At 71.9% G+C, this 23,812-nt stretch carries 15 protein-coding genes; 4 read left to right on the top strand and 11 right to left on the bottom strand.

Annotated elements, in window-relative coordinates; all coding sequences use genetic code 11:
* Window positions 1–110: 110 nt before the first annotated feature.
* Window positions 111–5,060, bottom strand: coding sequence for an NAD-glutamate dehydrogenase (locus AB852_RS33785; RefSeq protein WP_073794088.1), 4,950 nt, complete (start codon window positions 5,058–5,060; stop codon window positions 111–113).
* Between the two features lie 674 nt (window positions 5,061–5,734).
* Here AB852_RS33785 and AB852_RS33790 point away from each other — a divergent pair.
* Window positions 5,735–6,313, top strand: a complete 579-nt coding sequence (locus tag AB852_RS33790; protein ID WP_073794090.1) for a DJ-1/PfpI family protein — start codon at window positions 5,735–5,737, stop codon at window positions 6,311–6,313.
* A 120-nt stretch (window positions 6,314–6,433) separates the two neighbouring features.
* On the opposite strand, the gene AB852_RS33795 is transcribed toward AB852_RS33790, so the two are convergent.
* Both AB852_RS33795 and AB852_RS33800 read right to left on the bottom strand, forming a co-directional pair.
* The gene (locus tag AB852_RS33795; RefSeq protein WP_073794478.1) at window positions 6,434–7,114 is read right to left on the bottom strand and encodes an HAD family hydrolase; all 681 of its coding nucleotides are present in this window, start codon (window positions 7,112–7,114) and stop codon (window positions 6,434–6,436) included.
* Window positions 7,115–7,156: 42 nt separating this feature from the next.
* Window positions 7,157–7,672, bottom strand: coding sequence for a DUF6912 family protein (locus AB852_RS33800; protein WP_073794093.1), 516 nt, complete (start codon window positions 7,670–7,672; stop codon window positions 7,157–7,159).
* A 346-nt stretch (window positions 7,673–8,018) separates the two neighbouring features.
* Here AB852_RS33800 and AB852_RS41165 point away from each other — a divergent pair, with 346 nt between their 5' ends.
* Complete coding sequence (locus AB852_RS41165) at window positions 8,019–8,741, top strand: Rv3235 family protein (RefSeq protein ID WP_245877018.1); 723 nt, start codon at window positions 8,019–8,021, stop codon at window positions 8,739–8,741.
* Between the two features lie 221 nt (window positions 8,742–8,962).
* On the opposite strand, the gene secA is transcribed toward AB852_RS41165, so the two are convergent.
* Window positions 8,963–11,773 carry a preprotein translocase subunit SecA gene (gene secA / locus AB852_RS33810; RefSeq protein WP_073794096.1) on the bottom strand — a complete coding sequence of 937 codons (2,811 nt, stop codon included), beginning with the start codon at window positions 11,771–11,773 and terminating at the stop codon, window positions 8,963–8,965.
* Window positions 11,774–12,004: 231 nt separating this feature from the next.
* Here secA and AB852_RS33815 point away from each other — a divergent pair, with 231 nt between their 5' ends.
* A complete protein-coding gene (locus AB852_RS33815; RefSeq protein WP_073794099.1) occupies window positions 12,005–12,616 on the top strand; it encodes a GNAT family N-acetyltransferase in 612 nt (203 codons plus the stop codon).
* Between the two features lie 214 nt (window positions 12,617–12,830).
* Window positions 12,831–14,009: a winged helix-turn-helix domain-containing protein gene (locus tag AB852_RS33820; RefSeq protein WP_073794102.1), complete on the top strand. Its 1,179-nt coding sequence runs from the start codon at window positions 12,831–12,833 to the stop codon at window positions 14,007–14,009.
* Window positions 14,010–14,177: 168 nt separating this feature from the next.
* Here the strand turns inward: AB852_RS33820 and AB852_RS33825 are convergent, their stop codons facing one another.
* The 7 genes from AB852_RS33825 to mtnA form a co-directional block, all read right to left on the bottom strand.
* Window positions 14,178–14,921: a response regulator gene (locus tag AB852_RS33825; protein ID WP_073794105.1), complete on the bottom strand. Its 744-nt coding sequence runs from the start codon at window positions 14,919–14,921 to the stop codon at window positions 14,178–14,180.
* Window positions 14,922–15,134: 213 nt separating this feature from the next.
* Entirely contained in the window at window positions 15,135–15,833 is a 699-nt protein-coding gene (gene hpf / locus AB852_RS33830) for a ribosome hibernation-promoting factor, HPF/YfiA family (protein ID WP_399502650.1), read from the bottom strand.
* Between the two features lie 315 nt (window positions 15,834–16,148).
* On the bottom strand, window positions 16,149–16,886 hold the full coding sequence (locus AB852_RS33835; protein ID WP_073794108.1) for a ComF family protein: 738 nt from the start codon (window positions 16,884–16,886) through the stop codon (window positions 16,149–16,151).
* A 322-nt stretch (window positions 16,887–17,208) separates the two neighbouring features.
* Complete coding sequence (locus AB852_RS33840) at window positions 17,209–18,996, bottom strand: LpqB family beta-propeller domain-containing protein (protein ID WP_073794111.1); 1,788 nt, start codon at window positions 18,994–18,996, stop codon at window positions 17,209–17,211.
* 331 nt (window positions 18,997–19,327) lie between these two features.
* Window positions 19,328–21,901 (bottom strand): MtrAB system histidine kinase MtrB, encoded by a 2,574-nt coding sequence (mtrB, locus tag AB852_RS33845; protein WP_079185105.1) that lies wholly within the window; start codon window positions 21,899–21,901, stop codon window positions 19,328–19,330.
* Between the two features lies 1 nt (window position 21,902).
* Complete coding sequence (gene mtrA, locus AB852_RS33850; RefSeq protein WP_187284748.1) at window positions 21,903–22,592, bottom strand: two-component system response regulator MtrA; 690 nt, start codon at window positions 22,590–22,592, stop codon at window positions 21,903–21,905.
* A 4-nt stretch (window positions 22,593–22,596) separates the two neighbouring features.
* Entirely contained in the window at window positions 22,597–23,796 is a 1,200-nt protein-coding gene (gene mtnA, locus AB852_RS33855; protein WP_073794114.1) for an S-methyl-5-thioribose-1-phosphate isomerase, read from the bottom strand.
* Between the last annotated feature and the right edge of the window lie 16 nt (window positions 23,797–23,812).

A 23,812-nucleotide genomic window follows, 5' to 3' on the forward strand; every position in this document is an offset into this window, starting at 1 on the left:
GGCGCCCCGCGGAACCGCGCAAAAAGGGAGGCGCCCCGTACCTCATCAGGTACGGGGCGCCCCTGCGCACTTCGTGGGCGGACCGAAACGGCCCGCCCACGTACCACCGCTCAGGTATGCGTACGCAGCAGCGTCCGCATGGTCCGCATCGCCACCGACAGATTCGCCAGGTCGAAGTCCTCCGACACCTGGATCTCCTCCAGCGTCGACCGGGCCCGCCCGAGGATCGCCGCGTTCTTCTCCTCCCACGCCTTGAACCGCTGCTCCGGCGACGACTCGCCGTCACCCACCGCGAGGACGTCCGCCGTCAGCGCCGCGTGCGCCGCGTACAGGTCCTCACGGATGGACGCGCGGGCCATCGACTGCCAGCGGTCCGCCCGCGGCAGCTCGATGATCCGGTCCATCAGCTGGGTGATCCGCAGCCGGTCCGCGAGGTCGTAGTACACCTCGGCGACCGCCATCGGATCCTTCTTCACCCGGTCCGCGATCGCGACGATGTCCAGCGCCGGGAACGCCGACGAGAACCCGGCGACCCGGGAGGCCAGCTCGTCGGGCACCCCCGCCCCGGTCAGCTCGTCGCAGATCCGCTGGTACCACTCCGAGTCCGCGCCGCGCAGCAGCTTCGGCAGCTCGGCCCAGACCTGACGGACCCCGTCGCTGAAGAAGCCGATGGTCTCCGCCAGTTCCAGCGGCTGGTGCCGGTTGTTGAGGAGCCAGCGCGTGCCGCGCTCCACCAGCCGCCGCGAATGCAGCCTGACCTGGGTGAGGACATCCGCCGCGACGACGGTGTCCAGCGCCTCCACGGCGTCCCACACCGCGTTCAGACCGAAGATCTCCCGTGCGGCGAGCTGCGCCCGCACGATCTCCTCCAGGGACGCCCCGGACTCCTCGCGCAGCCGGTGCAGGAACGTCGAACCGCCGGTGTTCACCGTGTCGTTGACGAGGATCGTGGTGATGATCTCGCGGCGCAGCGCGTGGGTGTCGATCTGCTCCGGGAACCGCTCGCGCAGGGCCGCCGGGAAATAGGCCAGCAGCAGCTTGCGCAGATACGGCTCGTCGGGCAGCCCGGTGCCGATCAGCTCCTCGGCAGCCGTGATCTTGGTGTAGGCCATCAGGACGGCGAGTTCCGGCTGGGTGAGGCCGCGGCCCGCGCCGAGCCGCTCCCGGATCTGCCGGTCGGTCGGCAGGAACTCCAGGGCCCGGTCGAGGTCGCCGTCCTTGGTGAGCTTGCGCATGAACCGCTGGTGCGCGTGGAGCAGCGACGAGGACTGCGCGACGGCGTTGGAGAGGGCGACGTTCTGCGCGTAGTTGCTGCGCAGCACCAGCCGGCCGACCTCGTCGGTCATCTGCGCGAGCAGCTTGTTGCGCTGCTTGACGGTCATGTCGCCGTCCGCGACGACCGCGTTGAGCAGGATCTTGATGTTCACCTCGTGGTCGGAGGTGTCGACGCCCGCGCTGTTGTCGATGGCGTCGGTGTTGACCCGGCCGCCCTTCTCGGCGAACTCGATCCGGCCGAGCTGGGTCAGCCCGAGGTTGCCGCCCTCGCCGACGACCTTGGCCCGCAGTTCGGCGCCGTCCACGCGGATGGCGTCGTTGGCCTTGTCACCGACGTCCGCGTTGGACTCGGCGGACGACTTGACGTACGTCCCGATGCCGCCGTTCCACAGCAGGTCGACCGGGGCCTGGAGGACGGCCCGCATCAGGTCGGCGGGCGTCATCTTGGCGATGGCCGGGTCGATGCCGAGAGCCTCCCGGATATGGCTGTTGAGCTGGACGGCCTTGGCGGTACGGGGGAAGATCCCGCCGCCGGGCGACAGCAGCGCCTTGTCGTAGTCGGCCCACGAGGAACGCGGCAGTTCGAACAGCCGGCGCCGCTCGGCGTAGGACACGGCCGAGTCGGGGCTGGGGTCGATGAAGATGTGCCGGTGGTCGAACGCGGCGACGAGCCGGATGTGCTCGGACAGCAGCATGCCGTTGCCGAACACGTCGCCGGACATGTCACCGACGCCGACGGCGGTGAAGTCCTGGCGCTGGGAGTCGTGGCCCAGCTCCCGGAAGTGCCGCTTCACGGACTCCCAGGCGCCGCGCGCGGTGATGCCCATGCCCTTGTGGTCGTAGCCCGCGCTGCCGCCGGAGGCGAAGGCGTCCCCGAGCCAGAAGCGGTAGTCCTCCGCGACCTTGTTCGCGATGTCGGAGAAGGTCGCGGTGCCCTTGTCGGCGGCGACGACGAGATAGGTGTCGTCCTCGTCGTGCCGGACGACGCCCTGCGGCGGCACGACCTCCCCGCCGACCAGGTTGTCGGTGATGTCGAGGAGCGCGGAGATGAACGTCTTGTACGAGGCGACGCCCTCGGCGAGCCACGCGTCGCGGTCCTCGGCCGGGTCGGGCAGCTGCTTGGCGACGAATCCGCCCTTCGCGCCGACCGGCACGATCACGGTGTTCTTCACCATCTGCGCCTTGACCAGCCCGAGGATCTCGGTACGGAAGTCCTCACGCCGGTCGGACCAGCGCAGACCGCCGCGCGCGACCTTCCCGAACCGCAGATGGACGCCCTCGACCTTCGGGGAGTACACCCAGATCTCGTACGCGGGCCGGGGCGCCGGGAGGTCCGGGATGGCCTGCGGGTCGAACTTCATCGACACGTAGGCGTGGTACCCGCCGTTGTCGGTGTGCTGGAAGAAGTTGGTGCGCAGGGTCGCCTTGATGACGGTGAGGAACGAGCGCAGGATGCGGTCCTCGTCCAGGGACGCGACCTGGTCCAGGGCGCCCTCCAGTTCCTCCAGCAGGCCGTCCGTCAGCTCCGTCCCGGCGCGCTGGCGCTCCGGTGACATCCGCGCCTCGAACAGGGAGACCAGCAGCCGGGTGGTGTGGACGTTGTTGCGGAGGGTGTCCTCCATGTAGTCCTGGCTGAAGGTGGAACCGGCCTGCCGCAGGTACTTCGCGTACGCGCGCAGCACCGTCGCCTCGCGCCAGGTGAGCCCGGCGCTCAGGACGAGTTCGTTGAAGCCGTCGTTCTCGGCGGCGCCGGTCCAGGTCGCGGAGAACGCCTCCTGGAACCGCTCGCGGCCGTCCTCACCGAGGTAGTCGCCGTTGCCGCCGCTCACGTACTTCGGCAGCCGCAGCCCGAAGTCGTAGATCCACGCGGTCGTCCGGTCGGCGCAGCGCAGCTCGTAGGGCCGCTCGTCGATGACCTCGACGCCGAGCCGGCTGAGGACCGGGAGCACCGCGGACAGGGAGACCGGCTCGCCCGTGCGGTAGATCTTGAAGCGGCGCTCCTCGGGGGCGCTGCCGACCGGCTCGTACAGGCTGAGCGAGAAGTCGTGCGGGGAGTGCTTGAGGGCGTCGAGATGTCCGAGGTCGGCGACGGCGGCCCGCGGCGAGTGGTCGGCCTTGTAGCCCTCGGGGAACGCGTGGCCGTAGTTGCGCAGCAGTTCGGCGGCGCGCTCCTCACCGCACTCGGCGTTGAGGGCTTCCCCGAAGCCGTCGGCCCAGGACCGGGCGGCCTCCACCAGCCGGGCCTCGATGCGGTCCTTGTCGGCGTCGCTGAGCAGCGGCAGTTCGGTGCCCGGGGCGACCCGGACGACGAAGTGCAGCCGGGACAGGATCGACTCGGTGTTCCACGCGGTGAAGTCGACGCTGGTCCCCGACAGCTCCTCCTTGAGGATGTCGATGATCCGCAGCCGCACCCCGGTCGTGTAGCGGTCGCGGGGCAGGTAGACCAGAGCCGAGTAGTAGCGCCCGTACTCGTCCTTGCGCAGGTAGAGCCGCAGCCGGCGGCGTTCCTGGAGGTAGAGGACGCTGGTGACGATGGCGCGCAGCTCGTCGGCCGGGGTCTGGAACAGCTCGTCGCGCGGGTACGTCTCCAGGATCTGGAGCAGGTCGCGGCCGTCGTGGCTGTTGGGCGAGAAGCCCGCGCCCTGGAGGACCTCCGCGACCTTGCGCCGCACGACGGGCACCCGGCGCACGGACTCGGTGTAGGCGGCGGACGAGAACAGTCCGAGGAAGCGGCGTTCCCCGACGACGTTGCCGTCGGCGTCGAACTTCTTCACCCCGACGTAGTCGAGGTAGGACGGCCGGTGCACGGTGGAACGGCTGTTGGCCTTGGTGAGGACGAGGAGCCGGTGCTCACGGGCCTTGGCGCGGGCGTCGGCGGGCAGCCGGTTGAACGACGGGCTGACCGGGTGGTGGTCGTCGCCCTCGAGCGGCGGGTCGGAGCGGAGGATTCCGAGACCGGTGCCGGGGACGGCCGCCAGCGAGTCGTCGTCCCGCAGGTCGTACTCGCGGTAGCCGAGGAAGGTGAAGTGGTCGGCGGCGAGCCAGCGCAGCAGCTCGCGGGCCTCCTCGACCTCCTGGTCCCGCAGATCGTCGGCGGTCGGCTCGGAGGGCAGGTCGTCGGCGATACGCAGCGCCGCGTCCCGCATCTTCTCCCAGTCCTCGACGGCCTCCCGGGCGTCGGAGAGGACCCGCAGCAGATCGGCGGTGATCTGCTTGAGGTCGGCGCGGTCGGTCTCGCGGTCGATCTCCACATGGATCCACGACTCGACGAGCGTGTCGTGCGGAAGGTCCTTGCGGCCGCCGGAGGCCCGCTCGCCGGGAAGGATCTCCAGGAGCTTGCCGGTGACGTCGCGGCGCACCACGAGCTGCGGGTGGATCACCAGATGGATGCCGCGGTTCTGCCGGGACAGTTCATTGGTGACGGAGTCGACGAGGAACGGCATGTCGTCGGTGACGACCTCCACCACGGAGTGGCTGCTCGTCCAGCCGTTCTCCTCGACGGTGGGGGTGTGCACCCGGACGTTCGCCGTGCCCTGGGGGCGCGTCTCGGCGAGCCGGTGATGGGAGTAGGCGGCCCCGAACACGTCGACCGGGTCACGGTCGGCGAGGTCCTCGGCCGCGGTGTGCAGGTAGTAGCGCTGGAGGAACGCGAGCAGGGTGTCCCGGTCGGGGGCTCCCTCGCCCGTCGTCCCGGTCGGCAGTGTGCCCCCGACCGGACTGTTCTCAGCTACCCGGGCGGCCCGTGCGAGCAGCTCGGCCTTGGCTTCGTCCAGCTTGGTCTGCATTGTCCTCTGGCTCCTGTCGCGCGCCGTTGCGTGACGTAGAAAAAGGTGAAGAGACGTAACGCCACGACACGGGGTGTCCGGTCGTTGGTGACGCTATGCCGCGATGCGCGCAGCCCGGGGCGGATTCAGCCAAGTACCGGCCGTCGCCCTGTGCGCGAGGACCAGCGACCGCCCGGGCACGGATTTCCTCCGCGTGCACCGGGCGCAGGGCAGGGGCTACGACGCCCCCGCGGGATATCGCGCTGATCACGGGTCAAGGCTATCGCTCCCCCCTGGGGAGCCGTCATGAGCCGTATGTGTACAAATCCAGCGGTCAAACTTTGACAGTCTGCACACCTCGTTCCTGAGCAGGTGTGATGCATGGCGGGCGGTGTGACGAAGGCGACAGGGGACCGGGCGCGGGGCGGCCCTCCGCACGGGTGACCGCCCCGCTCGGGCACGGGCCCGGCGGGGTGCGGCGGGGTCCGCGCACCGGGAGCGGGTTCCGGCCGACGGCGGCCTCCCCGCGTGTCCCGGGGCCCGCCGGGGCGTTCCCCTGGTGTCGTCCGCGCCCTCTCGGCAGGGGTTCCCGGCGGACGGCACGGTGAGCACCGGGGGCGGCGCGTGAGCGCTGCGGGAACCCGCGGGCGCGCACGGGCGCTGCCCGCTGGACCCAGGACGGAGTGAGGACGGCGATGTCGGCGAAGGTCCTGATCGTGACCGGTGACGCGGCGGAATCCCTGGAGGTGCTGTACCCGTATCAGCGGCTGCGCGAGGAAGGGTACGAGGTGCATATCGCGGCCCCGACCCGCAAGACACTCCGGTTCGTCGTCCATGACTTCGAGCCCGGCTTCGACACGTACACCGAGAAGCCCGGCTACACCTGGCCCGCGGACCTCGCGTTCGCCGAGGTCGACCCGGGCGACTACGTCGCGCTGGTGATCCCCGGCGGCCGGGCACCGGAGTATCTGCGCGGCGACGCGGAACTGCGCAAGATCCTCAAGGCGTTCTTCGACGCGGACAAGCCGGTGGCCCAGATCTGCCACGGGCCCCTGCTGACCGCCGCCATCGGCTCCCTGCGCGGACGCCGGGTCACCGCGTACCCGGCGCTGGAGCCGGACATGGAGATCAACGGCGCGGAGTTCCAGGACGCGGAGGCCGTGGTCGACGGCACCCTCGTGTCGTCCCGCGCGTGGCCCGACCATCCCGCGTGGATGCGGGAGTTCCTGAAGATCCTGCGCGCGGCCCACCCGGTGGACCCGTCGGACGGCTAGCCGTACTCCCGTACGGTGCGGCGTCCGCCCCCCGCCGGGGCGGACGCCAACCGGCGGCCACCCTGCGCCCCCTGCGTCACCATGCAACCGCCCTGCGACGGCCCTGCGACCGCCCGATGATCAACGGCGGCGCGGCGGCTGTCCGGCCAGCTCCTCCGCGACCGCGACCGCCTCGGCCAGCGAGTCCACGACGGGCACCCCGGCGCCCTCCAGAGCGGCTCTGCTGTGCGAACCACCGGTGTACAGCACCGCGCCCGCGCCGACGGACCGCGCGGCCACGGCGTCGTCCACCGCGTCGCCGATCACCAGGACCCGGGACACGTCGAGCACACCGAGCGCCGCGACATGCCGCGCCATCGCCTCCGCCTTGGTACCGCCACTGGGCCCGGTCCGGCCCTCGACCAGCGTGAACGACGCGTCGATACCGAAGGCGCGGACCAGTGGCACCAGCTCCTCGTGCCCGAACATGCTGAGCAGCGACTGGCTCCGCCCGGCGCCCCGCCAGCCGGCGAGCAGCGCCTCCACCCCGTCCGTCAGCCCGCAGCCGACCCGGTGCGCCGTGTAATGCCGCTGGAAGGCCGCGTCCATGACCAGCCACTCGCTCTCCGTGGGCAACCGGCCCAGCCGCCGCTCGTAGAACCTGGGCACCGGCACGCAGTACAGCTCCCGGTACTGCTCCACGGTGACCGGCCCCAGACCGATCTCGGCGAACGCGGCGTTGCTGGCGCCGACCACGGCGTCGATGTCGTGGAACAGCGTGCCGTTCCAGTCCCAGACGATGTGCGTTCCCTGCTTCCCCATACGGAAGAACGTACCCGCCACCACCGACAGCGCCCCGGGGGCTCAGTCGCCGAGGCCCACCAGCTGGGGGATCTCCTGCGTCGCGTACCAGAGCAGCTCATGGTCCTCGGCGCCGTCGACCACGAACTGCGCGTCACCGTCGCCCTGGTCCGCCGCGCCCAGCGCACTCGCCGCCGCGGAGACGTCCGCGTCGGCCTCGTCCGAGTCCACATGCACGGCGGCGGCCCTGGCCAGCGCCACGGGACGGGCGATCCGCACCTCGCCGAGCGCACCGGGGTCGAGCCCGCGGTCCGGGTCGGGGACCGCGTCGGCGTCGGGGACCTCGACCGCGACGACGACCCGGCGGCGCGGACACCCCGGGTCCACCGCGAGCAGCCGCAGCGAGGCCGCGGCGGCCCTGTTCAGCGCCGCGTACTCCAGCTCCTCGATGTCGTCGGAGACGTACCACTCGCGCAGCGCCGGGGTGACCGCGTACGCCGTGAGAGGGCCGGGTCCCAGCTCACCCGCCTTGTGCGCCTCTGCGAGACCGGGAAGGGTCAGGGGGACGTACACGCGCATGACGGGCCGCTTTCTGGGACGGGCCTGCCTCGGGGGGCTCCCGGAAGGCCGACGAGGACGGTTCCCGGGAGGCTGACCTCCCGGGTACCGGTTGACCCAGGATACGTGCGCGTGTCCCCGATCGGGTCGGCGTACCCGCATCGGAATCGCCCTTCCGCACCCCGGGGTTCACCTCCCCGACCCCGCTCCCACCGGCGCGAAGACGCCCGGCGTCACCCTGATAGGTGAATCCCCGGCCCCCGCCCCCGAGGCCATCGGGACGTTGCGCCGCCCTCCCCCGGTACGTACAAGATCCACCACAAGCTACTGCCGGGTAGCAGAGCGGCCCGGCGATCGGGGGACCCCCATGCACAAGGTCATGACCCGCGCCGCGGCCCACACGGCGGCCGGCGGGACGGCGGGCACCGGGACGGGCGGCGCGGACGGTTCCGGGGCGGGCGGCGCGGACGGTCCCGGGGCGGGCGGCGGCGCGGACGCTGGTACAGGCGGCGGGGCGGGCAGGGGTACGGGCGGCGGGGCGGGTGGCGGGACTCGTGACGGCGCACCGCACCGGCCCGCCGGCCGGTCCGCGACCTCGCGCCCGCCCGCCCGGCGCGACCCCCGCCGTCCGGGAGGTCCCCCGCGGGGCGCCGTACCCCGTCAGGGCGGCGCACGTGGCCCGGCGGGCCACCCGGCACCCGGTCACCTCGCGGGCGGCCCCCGGACGCCCCCAGGCGCCGCCAGGCGCCCCGCGGCGCCCGACAGCGGCCCGCCGCGCCCCACCGACCTCTTCGCCGACCGCCTCCTCGCCGTCCTCACCGGCCGCCGGCCCGTCCACTCGATGCTGCGCCACACCGCGGGCAGCGCGTACGACGAACTCGCCCGGCTCGCGGAACACGGTCCGCTGCGCACCCGGGGACCGGCCCCCGTGGTCCGCGACGTCGGCTACTGCGTACCCCGCAACGGCGCCGTCGAGGTCTTCGCCCGTATCGCCACCGGGGACCGGCTCAGCGCGATGGCGTTCCGGCTGGAACGCGGCCAGGACCTCCGCTGGCGCTGCACGGCCATCGACCTGGGCCCCGGAACCTGACCCGACGACCGCCGCCCACCGGGACGGGATACCGGGCCCCGGGGGGGGCGGGGTACCGGGCCCCCGGGCAACGGGAAGGGCCGGGCTCCCTGAGGAACCCGGCCCGTCACCGGCACGACCGAACGGCTGCGGCTGCGGCTGCGGCTGCGGCTGCGGCTGCCACCCAACGGCGGCTGCCGCTACCGCTCACCGAACAGCGGCTACCAGCTCCGCACCGGCCACTACTTCTTGCGGCGCCGACCGCCACGCTGCTGCTTACGGCGCTCCGCGCGCGTAAGGCCGTCGGCCTCCGAACGGACCTCGCCCTCACCCGTCTCGAAGTCACCCTCCACGACACCGCCCTCACCGTCGACGGTGGGCGCGGAGAAGTGCAGCCGGTCCGGCCGCTGCGGAGCGCCCAGGCCCTTGGCCCGGATCTCGGGACGGCCACCCGCGGGCGCCCCGTCCTGCTTCTCCAGCGACGTGGGCGACGCGTCCTTGACCTCGACCTCCTCGACCTGCTGCTCCACCTGGACCTCCAGGTTGAACAGATAGCCGACGGACTCCTCCTTGATGCCGTCCATCATCGCGGTGAACATGTCGAAGCCCTCGCGCTGGTACTCCACCAGGGGGTCCTTCTGCGCCATCGCGCGCAGACCGATGCCCTCCTGGAGGTAGTCCATCTCGTACAGGTGCTCACGCCACTTGCGGTCCAGCACCGACAGCACGACCCGCCGCTCCAGCTCCCGCATGATCTCGGAGCCGAGCTGCTTCTCCCGCGCCTCGTACTGCTCGTGGATGTCGTCCTTGACGGACTCCGAGATGAACTCCGCGGTCAGCCCCGCGCGGTCCCCCGCGGTCTCCTCCAGCTCCTCCACGGTGACCTTCACCGGGTACAGCTGCTTGAAGGCGCCCCACAGCCGGTCCAGGTCCCACTCCTCCGCGAAGCCCTCCGCGGTCTCCGCCTGGATGTAGGCGTCGATGGTGTCGTCCGTGAAGTGCTGGATCTGCTCCTCGAGGTCCTCGCCCTCCAGGACCCGGCGGCGCTCGCCGTAGATGACCTCGCGCTGCCGGTTGAGAACCTCGTCGTACTTGAGGACGTTCTTACGCGTCTCGAAGTTCTGCTGCTCCACCTGCGACTGCGCGGACGCGATCGCGCGGGTGACCATCTTGTTCTCGATGGGGACGTCGTCGGGGACGTTCGCCATGGCCATCACCCGCTCGACCATCTGCGCCTTGAACAGCCGCATCAGATCGTCACCGAGGGACAGGTAGAACCGGGACTCGCCGGGGTCGCCCTGACGGCCGCTACGACCGCGCAGCTGGTTGTCGATACGGCGCGACTCATGCCGCTCGGTGCCCAGGACGTAGAGCCCGCCGAGGTCCTTGACCTCCTCGAACTCCGCCTTCACGGCCTCCTCGGCCCGCTCCAGGGCGGCGGGCAGCGCGGCGGCCCACTCCTCGACGTGCTCCACCGGGTCCAGACCGCGCTGGCGCAGCTCCGCCTCGGCGAGGTCGTCCGGGTTGCCGCCGAGCTTGATGTCGGTGCCACGGCCGGCCATGTTCGTCGCGACCGTCACCGCGCCCTTGCGGCCCGCCTGGGCGACGATCGTCGCCTCCCGGTCGTGCTGCTTGGCGTTGAGCACCTCGTGCTGCACACCGCGCTTGGAGAGCTGCTGCGAGAGGTACTCCGACTTCTCGACGGAGGTCGTGCCGACGAGGATCGGCTGACCCTTCTCGTGCTTCTCCGCGATGTCGTCGACGACGGCCGCGAACTTCGCGACCTCCGTGCGGTAGATCAGGTCGGACTGGTCCTTGCGGACCATCGGCCGGTTCGTCGGGATCGGGACGACACCCAGCTTGTAGATCTGGTGGAACTCGGCGGCCTCGGTCATCGCCGTACCGGTCATGCCCGAGAGCTTGCCGTACAGCCGGAAGAAGTTCTGGAGGGTGATCGTGGCAAGGGTCTGGTTCTCGTCCTTGATGTCCACCCCTTCCTTCGCCTCGATCGCCTGGTGCATGCCCTCGTTGTAACGGCGGCCCGCGAGGATACGGCCCGTGTGCTCGTCGACGATCATGACCTCGCCGTCGATGACGACGTAGTCCTTGTCGTTCTTGAACAGCTCCTTCGCCTTGATGGCGTTGTTCAGGTAGCCGACAAGGGGGGTGTTCACGGACTCGTAGAGATTGTCGATGCCGAGCCAGTCCTCGACCTTGGCGACGCCCGGCTCGTGGATGGCGACGGTGCGCTTCTTCTCGTCGACCTCGTAGTCGCCGGTCTCCTCGATGCCCTTGAGGGTGTTGCCCGGCTCACCGCGCTTCAGGCGGTTGACGAGCTTCGCGAAGTCGCTGTACCACTTGGTGGCCTGGTCGGCCGGACCGGAGATGATCAGCGGCGTACGCGCCTCGTCCACGAGGATCGAGTCGACCTCGTCCACCACGGCGAAGTTGTGGCCGCGCTGGACCAGCTCGTCCTGCGACCACGCCATGTTGTCGCGCAGGTAGTCGAAGCCGAACTCGTTGTTCGTGCCGTACGTGATGTCGCACTGGTACTGCTCGCGACGCTGCGACGGCGTCATGTTCGCGAGGATGCAGCCGACGCTGAGACCGAGGAACTTGTGGACGCGGCCCATCATCTCCGAGTCGCGCTCCGCGAGGTAGTCGTTCACCGTGATCAGGTGGACGCCCTTGTCGGACAACGCGTTCAGATAGGTGGGCAGGGTGCCCACCAGGGTCTTGCCCTCACCGGTCTTCATCTCGGCGACATAACCGAGGTGCAGCGCGGCGCCGCCCATGATCTGGACGTCGTAGTGCCGCTGGCCGAGCACGCGCTTGGCGGCCTCGCGCACCGTGGCGAACGCCTCGGGCAGCAGGTCGTCCAGCGAGTCGCCGTCGACATACCGCTGTTTGTACTCGTCGGTGAGGGCCCGCAGCTCGGCGTCGGAGAGGGCGACGAAGTCCTCTTCGATGGAGTTGACCTGGTCCGCGATGCGGTGCAGCTTGCGCAGGATCTTGCCTTCGCCTGCACGCATGATCTTCTGGAGGACGGACACGGGGGTAGATCTCCTTGCCGGTCGGGCCTGGCACGGTCGGATTCCGTTGAGCAACGGCCATCGTATGCGAGGACCGCGCCACGTCGGGAGGTCCGCACCTACGAGAGCCATCAGGACAACGGACCAGCGCCACGGAAGGTGCCGCGCTCCCGCACGAATTGTGATCGGTCGCTCACATCCGCCCGGCGAATCCAGTGGCATCCCGCCCGCGCGCACCCGCAGAATCAGTCGATGGAGCACGTCACCCTGACCACCGAACGCCTGCTGCTGCGGCCGTTCGCCCCCGCCGACACCGACGAGGTGTCCGCCGCCTGCCAGGACCCCGGCATCCAGCGGTGGACGACGGTCCCCTCGCCGTACACCCGCGAGGACGCCGCCCTGTTCGTCGGCCGTATCGCCCCGGGCACCTGGCGTGACGGCACGGAGTACTCCTTCGCCGTGCGCCTGCGCGACCCCGACGGCGGGGCAGGCCCGCTCGTCGGCGCCGCCAGCCTGCACCACCCGAGCTCGGGCACCTGGGAGATCGGCTACTGGACCGCCGCCGGGCACCGCGGCCGCGGCTACACCACCGAGGCCGTCCGGGCGCTGGCCCGCTGGGGCTTCGGCTCCCTCGCCTGCACCCGCCTCGAATGGCGCGCCGAGGTCGGCAACACCGCGTCACGGGCCGTCGCCGAGCGCAGCGGCTTCACCATGGAGGGCGTCCTGCGCGCGGGCATCCTCAACAAGGGCACGCTCCGCGACTGCTGGGTGGGCTCCCTCCTCCCCCACGACCTGGGCATGCCGAGCCGCGACACCTACCTCCCCGCGCGCGGCACCCCGACCCCGCACGACACCCCGGCCTGACACCCCGGCCCGTACGACACCCCAGGCCCGTCCCGCACGACATCCCAGGCCCGCACGACACCCCGGCCTGACACCTTCGGGCCCGCACGACATCCCGGCCTGACGGGAACCGCGGAGTCGGGAATTGCCCGGTCCGCGGCCGTCGCCAGGCGAGCCGCGTCCCGGCCGGAACCAGGGGCCCGGAGTGTCAGTGGGGGCGTCTATCGTTCGGGATATGACCACCCTGCCGCGGCCCGCCGCCGCACTCTCCGCCGACGAGGCCCGCCGTATCGCGCTGCGCGCGCAGGGGTTCCTCGGAGCGCCGGACCGCAGGGGCGGGGTCCGGGGCGTGCTGCGGCACCTCGGCGCGGTCCAGCTCGACACGATCTCCGTACTGGCGCGCTCCCATGAGCTCATCCCGTACGCGCGCCTGGGCGCCGTGGGCCGCCCGGCGGTCGACCGCGCGTACTGGACGCCCACGGCCGGCGGCGCCCCCCACGCCTTCGAGTACTGGTCGCACGCCGCGTGCATCCTGCCCGTCGAGGAGTGGCCGCACTTCGCGTTCCGCCGCCGCGCCTACCGCGCCCGCCCGCACTGGGGCCACGACCTGCCGGACGGCTCCTACGACCAGGTCGTCGCGCAGCTCCGCGCCGAAGGCCCCCTGACGGCCACGGAGCTGGGCGGCGCGAAGAACGGCGGCGAGTGGTGGGACTGGTCCGCGTCGAAGGTCGCCGTCGAGCGCGCCCTGATGTACGGCGAGGTGGTGTGCACCGAGCGGCGCGGCTGGAAGCGGGTGTACGACCTCGCGGAGCGGGCCATCCCCGCCGACCTCCTCCATGACGAGCTGGACGACCGCGAGTGCCTGCGGCGGCTGGTCGCGCTCGCCGGCCGCTCACTGGGCGTCGGCACCCGCGCGGACCTCGCCGACTACCACCGGCTCAAGGGCGAGCAGGTCGACACGGTCATCGCCGACTCCGGTCTCGTACCGGTGTCGGTCGAGGGCTGGGACCGGCCCGCGTGGGCGGACCCCGCGGCCCTTGGCAGCGTCCCGCGCGGACGGCACCGCACGACGCTGCTGTCCCCGTTCGACTCCCTGATCTGGGAACGCGCCCGTACGGAGCGGATCTTCGGCTTCACACACCGGCTGGAGGCGTACGTCCCCAAGCCCAAGCGGATCCACGGCTACTTCGCGATGCCCCTGCTCTCCGGCGGCAGGCTCCTGGGCCGGGTCGACCCCGCGCGCGACGGCCGCACGCTGGTCGCCCGTCAGGTGTCCCTCGACTCCCCGAAGGCGGTCGCCCCCATGGCCCAGGCCCTCAGGGAGGCCGCGGAGTGGGTCGGCTGCGACACGGTACGGGTGGAGCGGGTCACCCCGGCCCCGCTGGCCGCCCCCTTGGCCGCGGCGCTCGTCTGAACCGGTCCCCGCGCCCGAGCAGCGAGCAAGTGCCCCGAAGGGGCGCGGGATACCCACGAGAGCCCCGTACGGGACAAGCGCGCCCAGCCCGGAGAACCCGGGAGACCCGGGGGACCCGGGAGACCCTGGAGACCCTGGAGACGCAAGCGAAGGCGCCCCGCCGAGGCCCTACCGGATCTCCAGGATCTTCTCCCGCATCGCGTACACCACCGCCTCCATCCGGGAGTGCAGCTGAAGCTTCTCCAGGATGTTGCGGACATGGTTCTTCACGGTGTTCTCGCTGATGAACAGTTCCTTGGCGATGTCCCGGTTGTTCATCCCGGTCGCCACCAGCTTCAGCACCTCCAGCTCACGATGGGTGAGCCGGGGCGCGGGCACCAGCCTGCGCTCGTCGGTGCGCTGGATCATCGACTTGAACTCGGTGAGCAGCTTCGACGCCATCGAGGGGCTGATCTGCGACTGACCGTCCGCGACCGCGCGGATCGCCGTCGCGACCTCGTCCGTGGAGATCTCCTTGAGCAGATACCCGGTGGCCCCGGCCTTGATCGCGTCGTAGAGGTCGGCCTCCTCGTCGCTGATCGTCAGCATGATGATCTTCGCGCTCGGGGCCACCTCCTTGATCGAGGTGCATGCCTCGATCCCCCCGCGCTTGGGCATCCGGACATCCATCAGGACGATGTCGGGCAGCAGGTCCGCCGCCTTGTCGACCGCCTCCGCGCCGTCGCCCGCCTCCCCCACGACCAGGATGTCCTCCTCGTCGTGGAGCACGATCTCCAGCCCTCGGCGGAACAGCGCGTGGTCGTCGACCACCAGGACCCGGATGGGCTCCGCACGGGAGGAACCACCGGCCGGTCCCATGCCGACGGCGCCGTCGGCGCCCACGTCACGCATCGGTCCGAAGCTGTCCGCCATCGTTCCTCCCCCTGAAGGCCGTGGCCCGTCTGGGTGCCGCCCGACCGGTGCGCCGCCAACCCGGGGCGGCAGCAACCCGGTTGACGTGTCCGACATGATTTCATGCCCGGACCCTTCCGGGGCGACAGCCACGTGCTCCGGCCGGTCGCACACGGGTGCCCCCGGGGGCGTACGCGCTCCCGGGGGCACACATTGTCCGTCGGTGGACGGCGGTCACCCGCCGAGTGCGCCGCCCGCGCCCGCCGACTCGACCCGGCTGACCATGGGGTCCGTCGTCAGATGGATGACACCGTAGTCGTAGGCGTGGCGCCGGTAGACCACACTGGGCTCCTTCGTCTCGGAGTCGACGAAGAGATAGAAGTCGTGCCCGACCAGCTCCATCTCGTAGAGCGCCTGGTCAAGGCTCATCGGGGCAGCCACATGGGTCTTCTCCCGGACGACGAGAGGGCCGTCGCCCTTCACCTCCAGCGAGCCGATCCGCTTCGTCGGGATCTCGTCACCCGCGGGCTCGGGGTCCTTGGCGATGCTGCCGTCACCGTTCAGATGCGCGGCGTCGGGGACCCGGTCGGCGACCTCGGCGGCCGGGATACGGCCGGTGCCGCGGCGGGTGCGCCGCTTGTCGTGCTCCTTGCGAAGCCGCGCCTCAAGCTTGTCCGTCGCCAGGTCGAGCGCCGCGTACGGGTCGCTGGCCGCCGCCTCGGCCCGGATCACCGGGCCACGGGAGCGGAGCGTGATCTCCACCCGGTCGGCACGGTCGGCCTGTCGGGGGTTGGGCTCCTTGGACACCTCGACGTCCAGGCTGATCACCTTGCCGTCGAGCTTCTGGATCTTGTCCAGCTTCAGCTTCTCGGCCACGTGCTTGCGGAACCGCTCGGGCACCTCGGTCTTGCGGCCCTTGACGACGATGTCCACGCAGAACTCCGTTCCCGGATGGCTCCGCCCGATCGACGGAGCGTCTCCCTTTTGCACCAGGCCCCGGTGACTCCCGAGGCCACGGACTCGGTGGCTTTCACCTCCTCCTCCCCCGGGGACAAGATCCTCACCCCACCGTCTCGGATGATGATGAAAAAACCCGAGGCAAGGCATTCCCTATCCACGGGATCGGCTGCCCGCCTTTCCCACAACTGAACATATCCCGCCGGGGCCGATGGCGTCACCCTCTCTTGCCCGACACCTCCGTTCAAGCGAATTGAACCCCTCACGAGCTGCAACGACGCAACTTCTCGCTCAGTTCCGGTTTATTTCGAAGGAATCCGGAGATGCAGCTACTACGGCCGCCGTCAGCGTTATTCCGCTGCCCGCTGCACGTAATGCGCGGGCCGCTTCCGTCAATGACGCGCCCGTCGTCATCACATCGTCCACGATCACCACACGGACGTCTTCCGCCAGCAATGCGTCACCTCCTGTGACCACCCGCAACGCCCCGTCGAGATTGGCCCTGCGTTCCTGCGGACCGAGCCCCACCTGATCCCGCACACCCCGCCGCTGACGCAGCACCGGGGCCACCCCGGCCGGCCATCCCGCCCGCCGCAGCACCGACGCCGCGACCAGCGCCATCCGCCGCGTCGGATCGTGCCCCCGGGCCCGCGTGGCACCCCGGGAGGAGGGAACGGGGACGAGGAGGAGCGAGGGACGGCGGTTCGTGGTGGACGGGTTCCGGGGGGCTCCCCCCACCCCCACCCCTCCCCCCACCGCCCCCGCCAGTGCCTCGCCCAGCGGCTTCGCGAGGTTCAGCGCGCCGCGCTCCTTGTGGGCGAGCAGCACCTCGCGTACCGAGTCGCGGTACGGCGCCGCCGCGTGGACGACCGGCAGCCCCGACGGCTCGGGCAGCGGCCGTACCCGGCGCGGCGCCCGTCCGGTCAGTCCCGTACGGCATCGCGCGCACAACGCCGTACGAGGAGTGCCGCAACCGCCGCATCCGGTCGGCAGTACCAAGTCGGTGAAGTCCTGCCACCAGCCCCGCATGAGTCCACTGTGCCAAGGGTCGGGGGAGTCGGCCACCCCTGTGGACAACGGCCTGTGGAAAACCCGGCGGACCCCGCCCGACCAGCGGGTACGCGCCTGGCCGAGGAACGCCCGGGAGAGGTGTCACGTCGGATGTCAGCCACCCCCGGGACAGCCGGGCTCCCCGGGGCCGACCGGACGGCCGGACAGCCGGACAAAGCCTGCCGTGGCGGTCGTGGCGCCCAGGGAGACCGTCAGCCCGGGTAGCCCGGTGTCAACCCGGGTACCGGTGTCAGCCCGGGTGGACCGGTGTGAACACAGGCAGCCCGGTGCCAGCCCGGTGTCAGCCCGGGTAGACCGGCGAGGTTCCGTTCTTCAGTACCGTCCGCCAGGGCTCGCCCGGGGGCATCCGGACGATGCCGTCGTCGGAGTGGGCGACCAGCGGCAGCCGGTCGTCGTTGCTCGCGGCGATCTCCTGCACCCCGGTCAGTCCGGGGAGCACCCCGCTCGCGGGGGTGGAGCCGTCCGTCTGGACATAGCGGATCTGCTGGACCCCGCCGCTCTCCCGGCCGACCACCACCAGCCGGCTGCCGCCCGCCCAGGACATGGCGGTGACCTCCTCCAGCTGCGGGGCCACGGCGCGGGCCTCCACGACGGCGACATCGCTGCGGCTGTCGAGACCGGGGAGGTAGCCGTGGACGGGTGAGCGGTCCTCGACGCCCTGGCGTTCGACGCGGCCGATCCGCAGGGTCCGCTTGCCGTCGCGTTCCACGATCAGCGCGATACGCACACCGTCGGCGGCGACCCGTACCGCTTCGATGTGACTGTCCTCCAGGCCCGGCGTCCGCACCACGACGGGGTCACCCGTGCCCTGGCGCAGCATGAACAGCCGGGGGTCGCGGGGGTCCTTGTCCGCGATCCACAGGTCGCCCCGGCCGTCCCAGCTGGGGGTGGTCAGCCGGTCGGTCTCCGCCTTGGCGGTGCTGCGCAGCACCGGGTCGCCGACGGAGGCACCGTCGCGGAAGGAGGCGACGTACAGGGAGCGGCCGTCCCGGGAGACCCCGGCGGCGAGGTCCTCGTCACGGGAGACGGCGGCGGTGCTGAGTTGCTGCGCTCCGGTGCCGAGCGGGCCGGGGACCGGTTCGGGGTCGGCGGCGGTGCTGACGCCGGGCAGCCGGACGAGGCGCTTCTTCAGGTCGAGGAAGTACTGGTAGTCGGGGCGTCCGGCGGTGCGGTGGGGTGCGACGGTCTCGGCGCGGTCGGCGGTGAGCTGGCACAGCGGTGAGCCGTCGGAGCGCTGGATCTCGACCTGTTCGATGCCGTTGGCGGGCCAGTCCTGGAGGGTGAAGATCAGCTGTGCGGCCATCTCGGTGCACTGGGTCTGTCCGACGCCGTTGGCGGCACTGCTGAGCGGCACCTTGAGGGTGTCGTGGCTGTCGGGGGTGAGGGTCTGGGTGCCGCTCTTCAGCAGGGTGCGGGTCGGGAAGCTGGAGCGTACGACCGGGTCCAGCCACCGGGTCGGCCCGTCGAGCAGCAGCCGTACGGTCTGGGTGACGGGGTCGATCCGCTGGCGTACGTAGACGGGGTCCGCGACGAGGCGTTCCTGGCCGTGCCGGGACGAGGAGCCGTCGACGGCGAAGTAGTACTTGTTGACGGGTTCGTAGATGCGGAGGAAGTCGGTCTCGCCGAGGACGACACCGCGGGGTGGGCGGTTGATCCGCCATTCGTTCCCGGCGCCGCCGTCCTTGATGAGGTGGACGGGCTGCTGGTAGGTGCCGTTCGCGGGTTTGTAGGCGTGCTGTGCGTCGACGGTGGCGACCCGGCTGCCGTTCAGGGTGTAGACCTTGCCGTCGCGGTCGCCGTCGTTGTCGCCGGGGCGCTGGGCGGAGGTGGTGGGGCCGTCGGCGAGGACGGTGGTGGCCACTTCGGGGCGCCACTCCTTGGACGCGTCCTCGGTGAGGTATTTGCGGGCCATCTCGAACTGTGGGTCGTCGCTGGTCAGGGCCTCCAGGAAACCCTGGACTATCTCGGCGGGCTGGGCGCCCTCCCGGGGCGGCATCGCGAAGACGCGGACCTGGGAGTCGGGCAGTTCGGACGCGTCCACGTCACGCAGGTCCCCGTTGTCGGGCATGGTCGCGCAGCCCGCGAGCAGGACGGCGCAGCACCCCAGTACGAGGCCGCCGCGCGGTCGTGTGACGGCCCGTGACCTGCCACCGCGCCCGGCGGCCGGCGGGTCTGCGGGGCGGCCGTTGCCAGCACCGCCGTCGGCCCTGCCGGACGAGCGGTCGGCGCGGCCGGGTGTACCGGGGACCGAAGGCGCCGGAGCGACGCCACCGCCCCCGAGCCCAGGCCCGCCACCGCCCCCATGGCCGTGCCCGAGCCCGTGCGCAGGACCGGGCACCCGCCCGCCCCGCTCACGCCAACCACGCAACCCACGCCACCGTCCGAGCAGTCCTCCGGACTCACCCACGGGGCTCCTCCCGCTCGTTCCCCGGCCGGTCGCCGGTCGTGCCCGTCAGTGCCGCCGATGTCCCGGGGGCACCCGTACGGTCCCCGGCACCGCCCGTACCGCGATCCCCGCCCGCGCTCCGGTCGCCGCCCCGGTAGCGGTCGGCGTCCACGCGCCCACCCAAGTCCCGGCGCCCGCCAACGTGCCCGTCGCCGTGCCCGCCAACGTGCCCGTCGCCGCTGCCGTCATCACGTCCGTCCACGTCCTCGCCCACGTCCCCGTCGACATCCCGGGCACCGCGTCCGTCACCGCGTCCGTCGTCACGTCCGTCGCCGTGCCCTTTGCGCACGCCACGCCCGTCGCGCGCGCCGGTGTCCGGGGCGGCGGCCGGTCCCGTCCCGTTGCCCGGGGTGTGCGGTCGTCTCGCGCCGGACGTGGTGCCGGGGCCGCACAACGTCGTGACGTCCTCGGTGGCTTCGCCGTGCGTGGCCGACGCCGGTCCGGTGCCGTCGCGGCGGGGGACGACCCGGGAGCCGTTGCTCGGCAGTGCCGCCGGGTCGACGACGGGTGTGGTGCCCGTGGTCGACCCGCCTTGCTGGGGCAGCGGGCTCCGGCCGGGGCCGCCCGCGCGCGGGGGCACGGTGGACGCGGCGGAGCGCGGTGCCCCCGTGCGCGAGTGGTGCCCGGCGGCCGGGTCGCGGGGTCCGGTGGCCGGTGCGGGGACGGCGCGGGCCGCGGCGGAGAGCTGGGCCGGGACGGTCGCCGCCGAGCCGCCGGCGGGCGGGGGCGGGGGCCCCTGGGCCGCGTCCCGGTTGCGCCGCGAATCCTCGGGTTCCAGTGGTATCGGGGAGCCGCGCAGTGCCTCGTCCGCGGTGCGCGGGAGGGTGAGGCGGAACTGTGAGCCGCCGCCGGGTTCGCCCCATGCCTGGAGCCAGCCGCCGTGCAGCCGGGCGTCCTCCAGGGCGATCGACAGTCCGAGGCCGGTGCCGCCGGTGGTGCGCGCGCGGGCGGGGTCGGCGCGCCAGAAGCGGCTGAAGACGCGGGTGGCCTCGCCGGGCTTGAGTCCGACGCCGTAGTCGCGGACGGCGACGGCGACGGCGCCACCGGCCGTGGCGAGCCGGACGACGACGTCCCGGCCCTCGCCGTGTTCGACGGCGTTGACGACGAGGTTGCGCAGGACCCGTTCGACGCGGCGGGTGTCGGCCTCCGCGATGACGGGCTGCTCGTCCCCGACGACGCGTATCCGGGTGCCCTTGCGTTCCGCGAGGGGTTCCGCGCCGCCGACGACCCGGCGGACGACCTCGCGCAGGTCTATCGGTTCGGCCTCCAGCGCGGCGGCGCCCGCGTCGAACCTGCTGATCTCCAGCAGGTCGGCGAGCAGTGACTCGAAGCGGTCGAGCTGGTCGGCGAGGAGTTCGGCGGAGCGCGCGGTGACGGGGTCGAAGTCCACGCGTGCCTCGTGGATGACGTCGGCCGCCATACGCACGGTGGTGAGGGGGGTGCGCAGTTCGTGGGAGACGTCGGAGACGAACCGGCGCTGCATCCGGGACAGCGCCTCCAGCTGCTGGATCTTCAGCTGGAGGTTCTGCGCCATCTTGTTGAAGGCTTCGCCGAGGCGCGCGATGTCGTCCTCGCCGGTGACCTTCATCCGTTCCTGGAGGCGGCCGGCGGAGAGGCGTTCGGCGATGCCCGCGGCCATCCGTACGGGGGTGACGACCTGGCGTACGACGAGCCAGGCGATGGCGCCGAGGAGGACGACGACGAACAGTCCGGCGGTGGCGAGGGTGGTCTTGACGATGCTGAGGGACTTCTCCTCCTGGGCCAGCGGGAAGAGGTAGTACAGCTCGTACCGGTCGCTCTGGGGGGTGCTGAGCTGTGTGCCGATGGCGAGGCCGGGCTGGGAGGGGCGGCCGTCGCTGTAGATGATGCGGGTGTAGCTGCGGGAGGGGCCCGTGTTGTCGTCGACGCCTTCGCGCAGGGTCAGGGGGACGCTGGCGGGCGCGTCGACGTTGCCGGAGCCGCGGGGGGCGCGGGCGCTGACGTTGCCACCCTCGCCGGGTGGGTTCAGGGTGACGACGTGGAAGGCGCCCTGGCCGCTGGCGGACATCTGCTGGACGAGGTCGTTGAGCCAGATCGCGGAGTTCTGCCGGGGCAGTCCGTCGCGGGCGTTGCCGTCGGAGGTGCCCTCGCCGGCGGACCTGGCGAGGGTCTCGGCGACGCGGAAGCCGCCGGTGGCCTGGCTCTCGGCGCCCTTGACCTTGGCGTCGAGGAGGCCGTTGCGGACCTGTCCGATGACGACGAATCCGAGCAGCAGGACGACACCGAGCGACATCAGCAGGGTCGTCGCGACGACCTTGAGCTGGATGTTGCGTCGCCACAGGCGTACGGCGGGCAGCAGCGGGCGGCGCACCCAGCGGGCGAACAGCCGCAGCACGGGGCTGCCCTGCACACCGCCCTGGAGCAGCAGTCCGCCGTCGATGAGGCGCCGCACGCGCCGCCGTACCGCGCTCCGGCCGACAGGCCGTCCCGCCCCCGCCCCCGGAGTCCCGGGTGCCGTGGCCGAGACGGCACTGTCGTCCCCGGGCATGTCAGCTCGGTCCGGCCTTGTATCCGACGCCCCGCACGGTCACCACGATCTCCGGGCGCTCGGGGTCCTTCTCGACCTTGGAGCGCAGCCGCTGGACGTGGACGTTGACGAGCCGGGTGTCGGCGGCGTGCCGGTAGCCCCAGACCTGCTCCAGCAGGACCTCGCGGGTGAACACCTGCCACGGTTTGCGGGCGAGCGCGACCAGCAGGTCGAACTCCAGGGGGGTCAGCGCGATGGACTGACCGTCCCGTTTCACCGAGTGGCCGGCGACGTCGATGACGAGGTCACCGATCGCGAGCTGCTCGGGCGCGGGCTCCTCGGAGCGCCGGAGCCGGGCCCTGATCCGTGCGACCAGTTCCTTCGGCTTGAACGGCTTGACGATGTAGTCGTCGGCGCCGGACTCCAGGCCCACGACCACGTCGACCGTGTCGCTCTTCGCCGTGAGCATGACGATCGGTACCCCGGACTCCGCCCTGATCAGACGGCACACCTCGATACCGTCGCGGCCCGGCAGCATCAGGTCGAGAAGCACCAGATCGGGCTTGCTCTCCCGGAAGGCGGCCAGCGCCTTGTCGCCGTCCGCGACGAACGACGGTTCAAAACCTTCACCACGCAGCACGATGCCGAGCATCTCGGCCAGTGCCGTGTCGTCGTCGACGACAAGGACTCGTCCCTTCATAAACGACATCATCCCATTAGCTAATCGTTACCTGGCGTGACCTGGCACACAGCCCGGCGATCGCCGGGGCTGTCACGGGCGAAACGGCGCCCATTTCGGTGACGACGGCGGTCACCAGTTCCGGTGGCGTCACGTCGAACGCGGGGTTGTACGCCTGGGTTCCCAGGGGTGCCACCGGAACCCCGCCTCCCGCTCCCGCCGCGGTGTGCGGCATCCGGACCTCCGTCACCTCGTGTCCGGACCGCTGCTCCACCTCGATGGACGCCCCGCTGGGCGTGTCGAGGTCGATGGTGGTCACCGGGGCGACCACGACGAACGGCACATGGTGGTACCGCGCGAGCACGGCGAGCGGATAGCTCCCCACCTTGTTGGCCACCGAACCGTCGGCGGCGATCCGGTCGGCCCCTATCAGTACCGCGTCCACCTCTCCCGCCGCGAACAGGGATCCCGCGGCGCTGTCCGTGAGCAGTGTGTACGGCATGCCGTGCCGGGCCGCCTCGTAGGCCGTGAGCCGCGCACCCTGCCACAGGGGACGGGTCTCGTCCACCCACAGCCGCCGCAGCCGTCCTTCCCGGTGGGCGGCGAGCGCCACCGCGAAGGCGGTGCCCTCCCCGCCGGACACGAGCGCCCCGGTGTTGCAGTGGGTGAGGACCCGGTGCCGGCCGCCGGGCAGCAGCTCGTCGAGGAGGGCGAGGCCGTGCCGGGCCATCGCCGCGCTGGCGTCGGCGTCCCGCGCGTGCAGGGCACGCGCCGCCGCCAGCGCGGCCCGCGCGGCCCCTGCGCGGTCCCCTGCGCCCACGGGGGAGCCGCCGGGTGCACCTGGGCCACCGGTACCGCCGGTGGCCGTCGTGCCGCCGCTGAGCGCCGCGCGGTAGGCCGCCTGGGCCAGCCGGACCCCGCGCGCGAGGTTGACGGCGGTGGGGCGGGCCGCGGCGAGCGCGTCGGCCGCCTCGTCCACGTCGGCGCCACGGGCCGCGGCCAGCGCCACCCCGTACGCGCCCGCCAGGCCGAGCAGCGGCGCTCCCCGGACGGCGAGCGTCAAGATCGCCTCCACCAGCGACGCGGCGTCCGCGCACACCAGCTCCGCCTCCTCCGCCGGGAGCCGCGTCTGGTCGAGAAGCACCAGTACAGGGCCTTCGGGAGGTTCGTCCCAACGGATCGCGGGAGTCCGCCCGCGCCGCGCTCCGTCACCTGGACGCCCGTACTGATCAGCCATTCGTCCAGTCTGCCCC

This window comes from Streptomyces uncialis (assembly GCF_001905345.1).
Lineage (GTDB): Bacteria > Actinomycetota > Actinomycetes > Streptomycetales > Streptomycetaceae > Streptomyces > Streptomyces uncialis.

Bases quoted from the DNA above. Each gene is read 5' to 3' on its own strand.
- AB852_RS33795 (WP_073794478.1), bottom strand. From the start codon at position 7,114: ATGGGGAAGCAGGGAACGCACATCGTCTGGGACTGGAACGGCACGCTG.
- AB852_RS33820 (WP_073794102.1), top strand. From the start codon at position 12,831: ATGACCACCCTGCCGCGGCCCGCCGCCGCACTCTCCGCCGACGAGGCC.
- AB852_RS33815 (WP_073794099.1), top strand. From the start codon at position 12,005: ATGGAGCACGTCACCCTGACCACCGAACGCCTGCTGCTGCGGCCGTTC.
- mtrA (WP_187284748.1), bottom strand. From the start codon at position 22,592: ATGATGTCGTTTATGAAGGGACGAGTCCTTGTCGTCGACGACGACACG.
- mtrB (WP_079185105.1), bottom strand. From the start codon at position 21,901: ATGCCCGGGGACGACAGTGCCGTCTCGGCCACGGCACCCGGGACTCCG.
- AB852_RS33835 (WP_073794108.1), bottom strand. From the start codon at position 16,886: ATGCGGGGCTGGTGGCAGGACTTCACCGACTTGGTACTGCCGACCGGA.
- AB852_RS33790 (WP_073794090.1), top strand. From the start codon at position 5,735: ATGTCGGCGAAGGTCCTGATCGTGACCGGTGACGCGGCGGAATCCCTG.
- AB852_RS33840 (WP_073794111.1), bottom strand. From the start codon at position 18,996: ATGCCCGACAACGGGGACCTGCGTGACGTGGACGCGTCCGAACTGCCC.
- AB852_RS41165 (WP_245877018.1), top strand. From the start codon at position 8,019: ATGCACAAGGTCATGACCCGCGCCGCGGCCCACACGGCGGCCGGCGGG.
- mtnA (WP_073794114.1), bottom strand. From the start codon at position 23,796: ATGGCTGATCAGTACGGGCGTCCAGGTGACGGAGCGCGGCGCGGGCGG.
- AB852_RS33825 (WP_073794105.1), bottom strand. From the start codon at position 14,921: ATGGCGGACAGCTTCGGACCGATGCGTGACGTGGGCGCCGACGGCGCC.
- AB852_RS33800 (WP_073794093.1), bottom strand. From the start codon at position 7,672: ATGCGCGTGTACGTCCCCCTGACCCTTCCCGGTCTCGCAGAGGCGCAC.
- AB852_RS33785 (WP_073794088.1), bottom strand. From the start codon at position 5,060: ATGCAGACCAAGCTGGACGAAGCCAAGGCCGAGCTGCTCGCACGGGCC.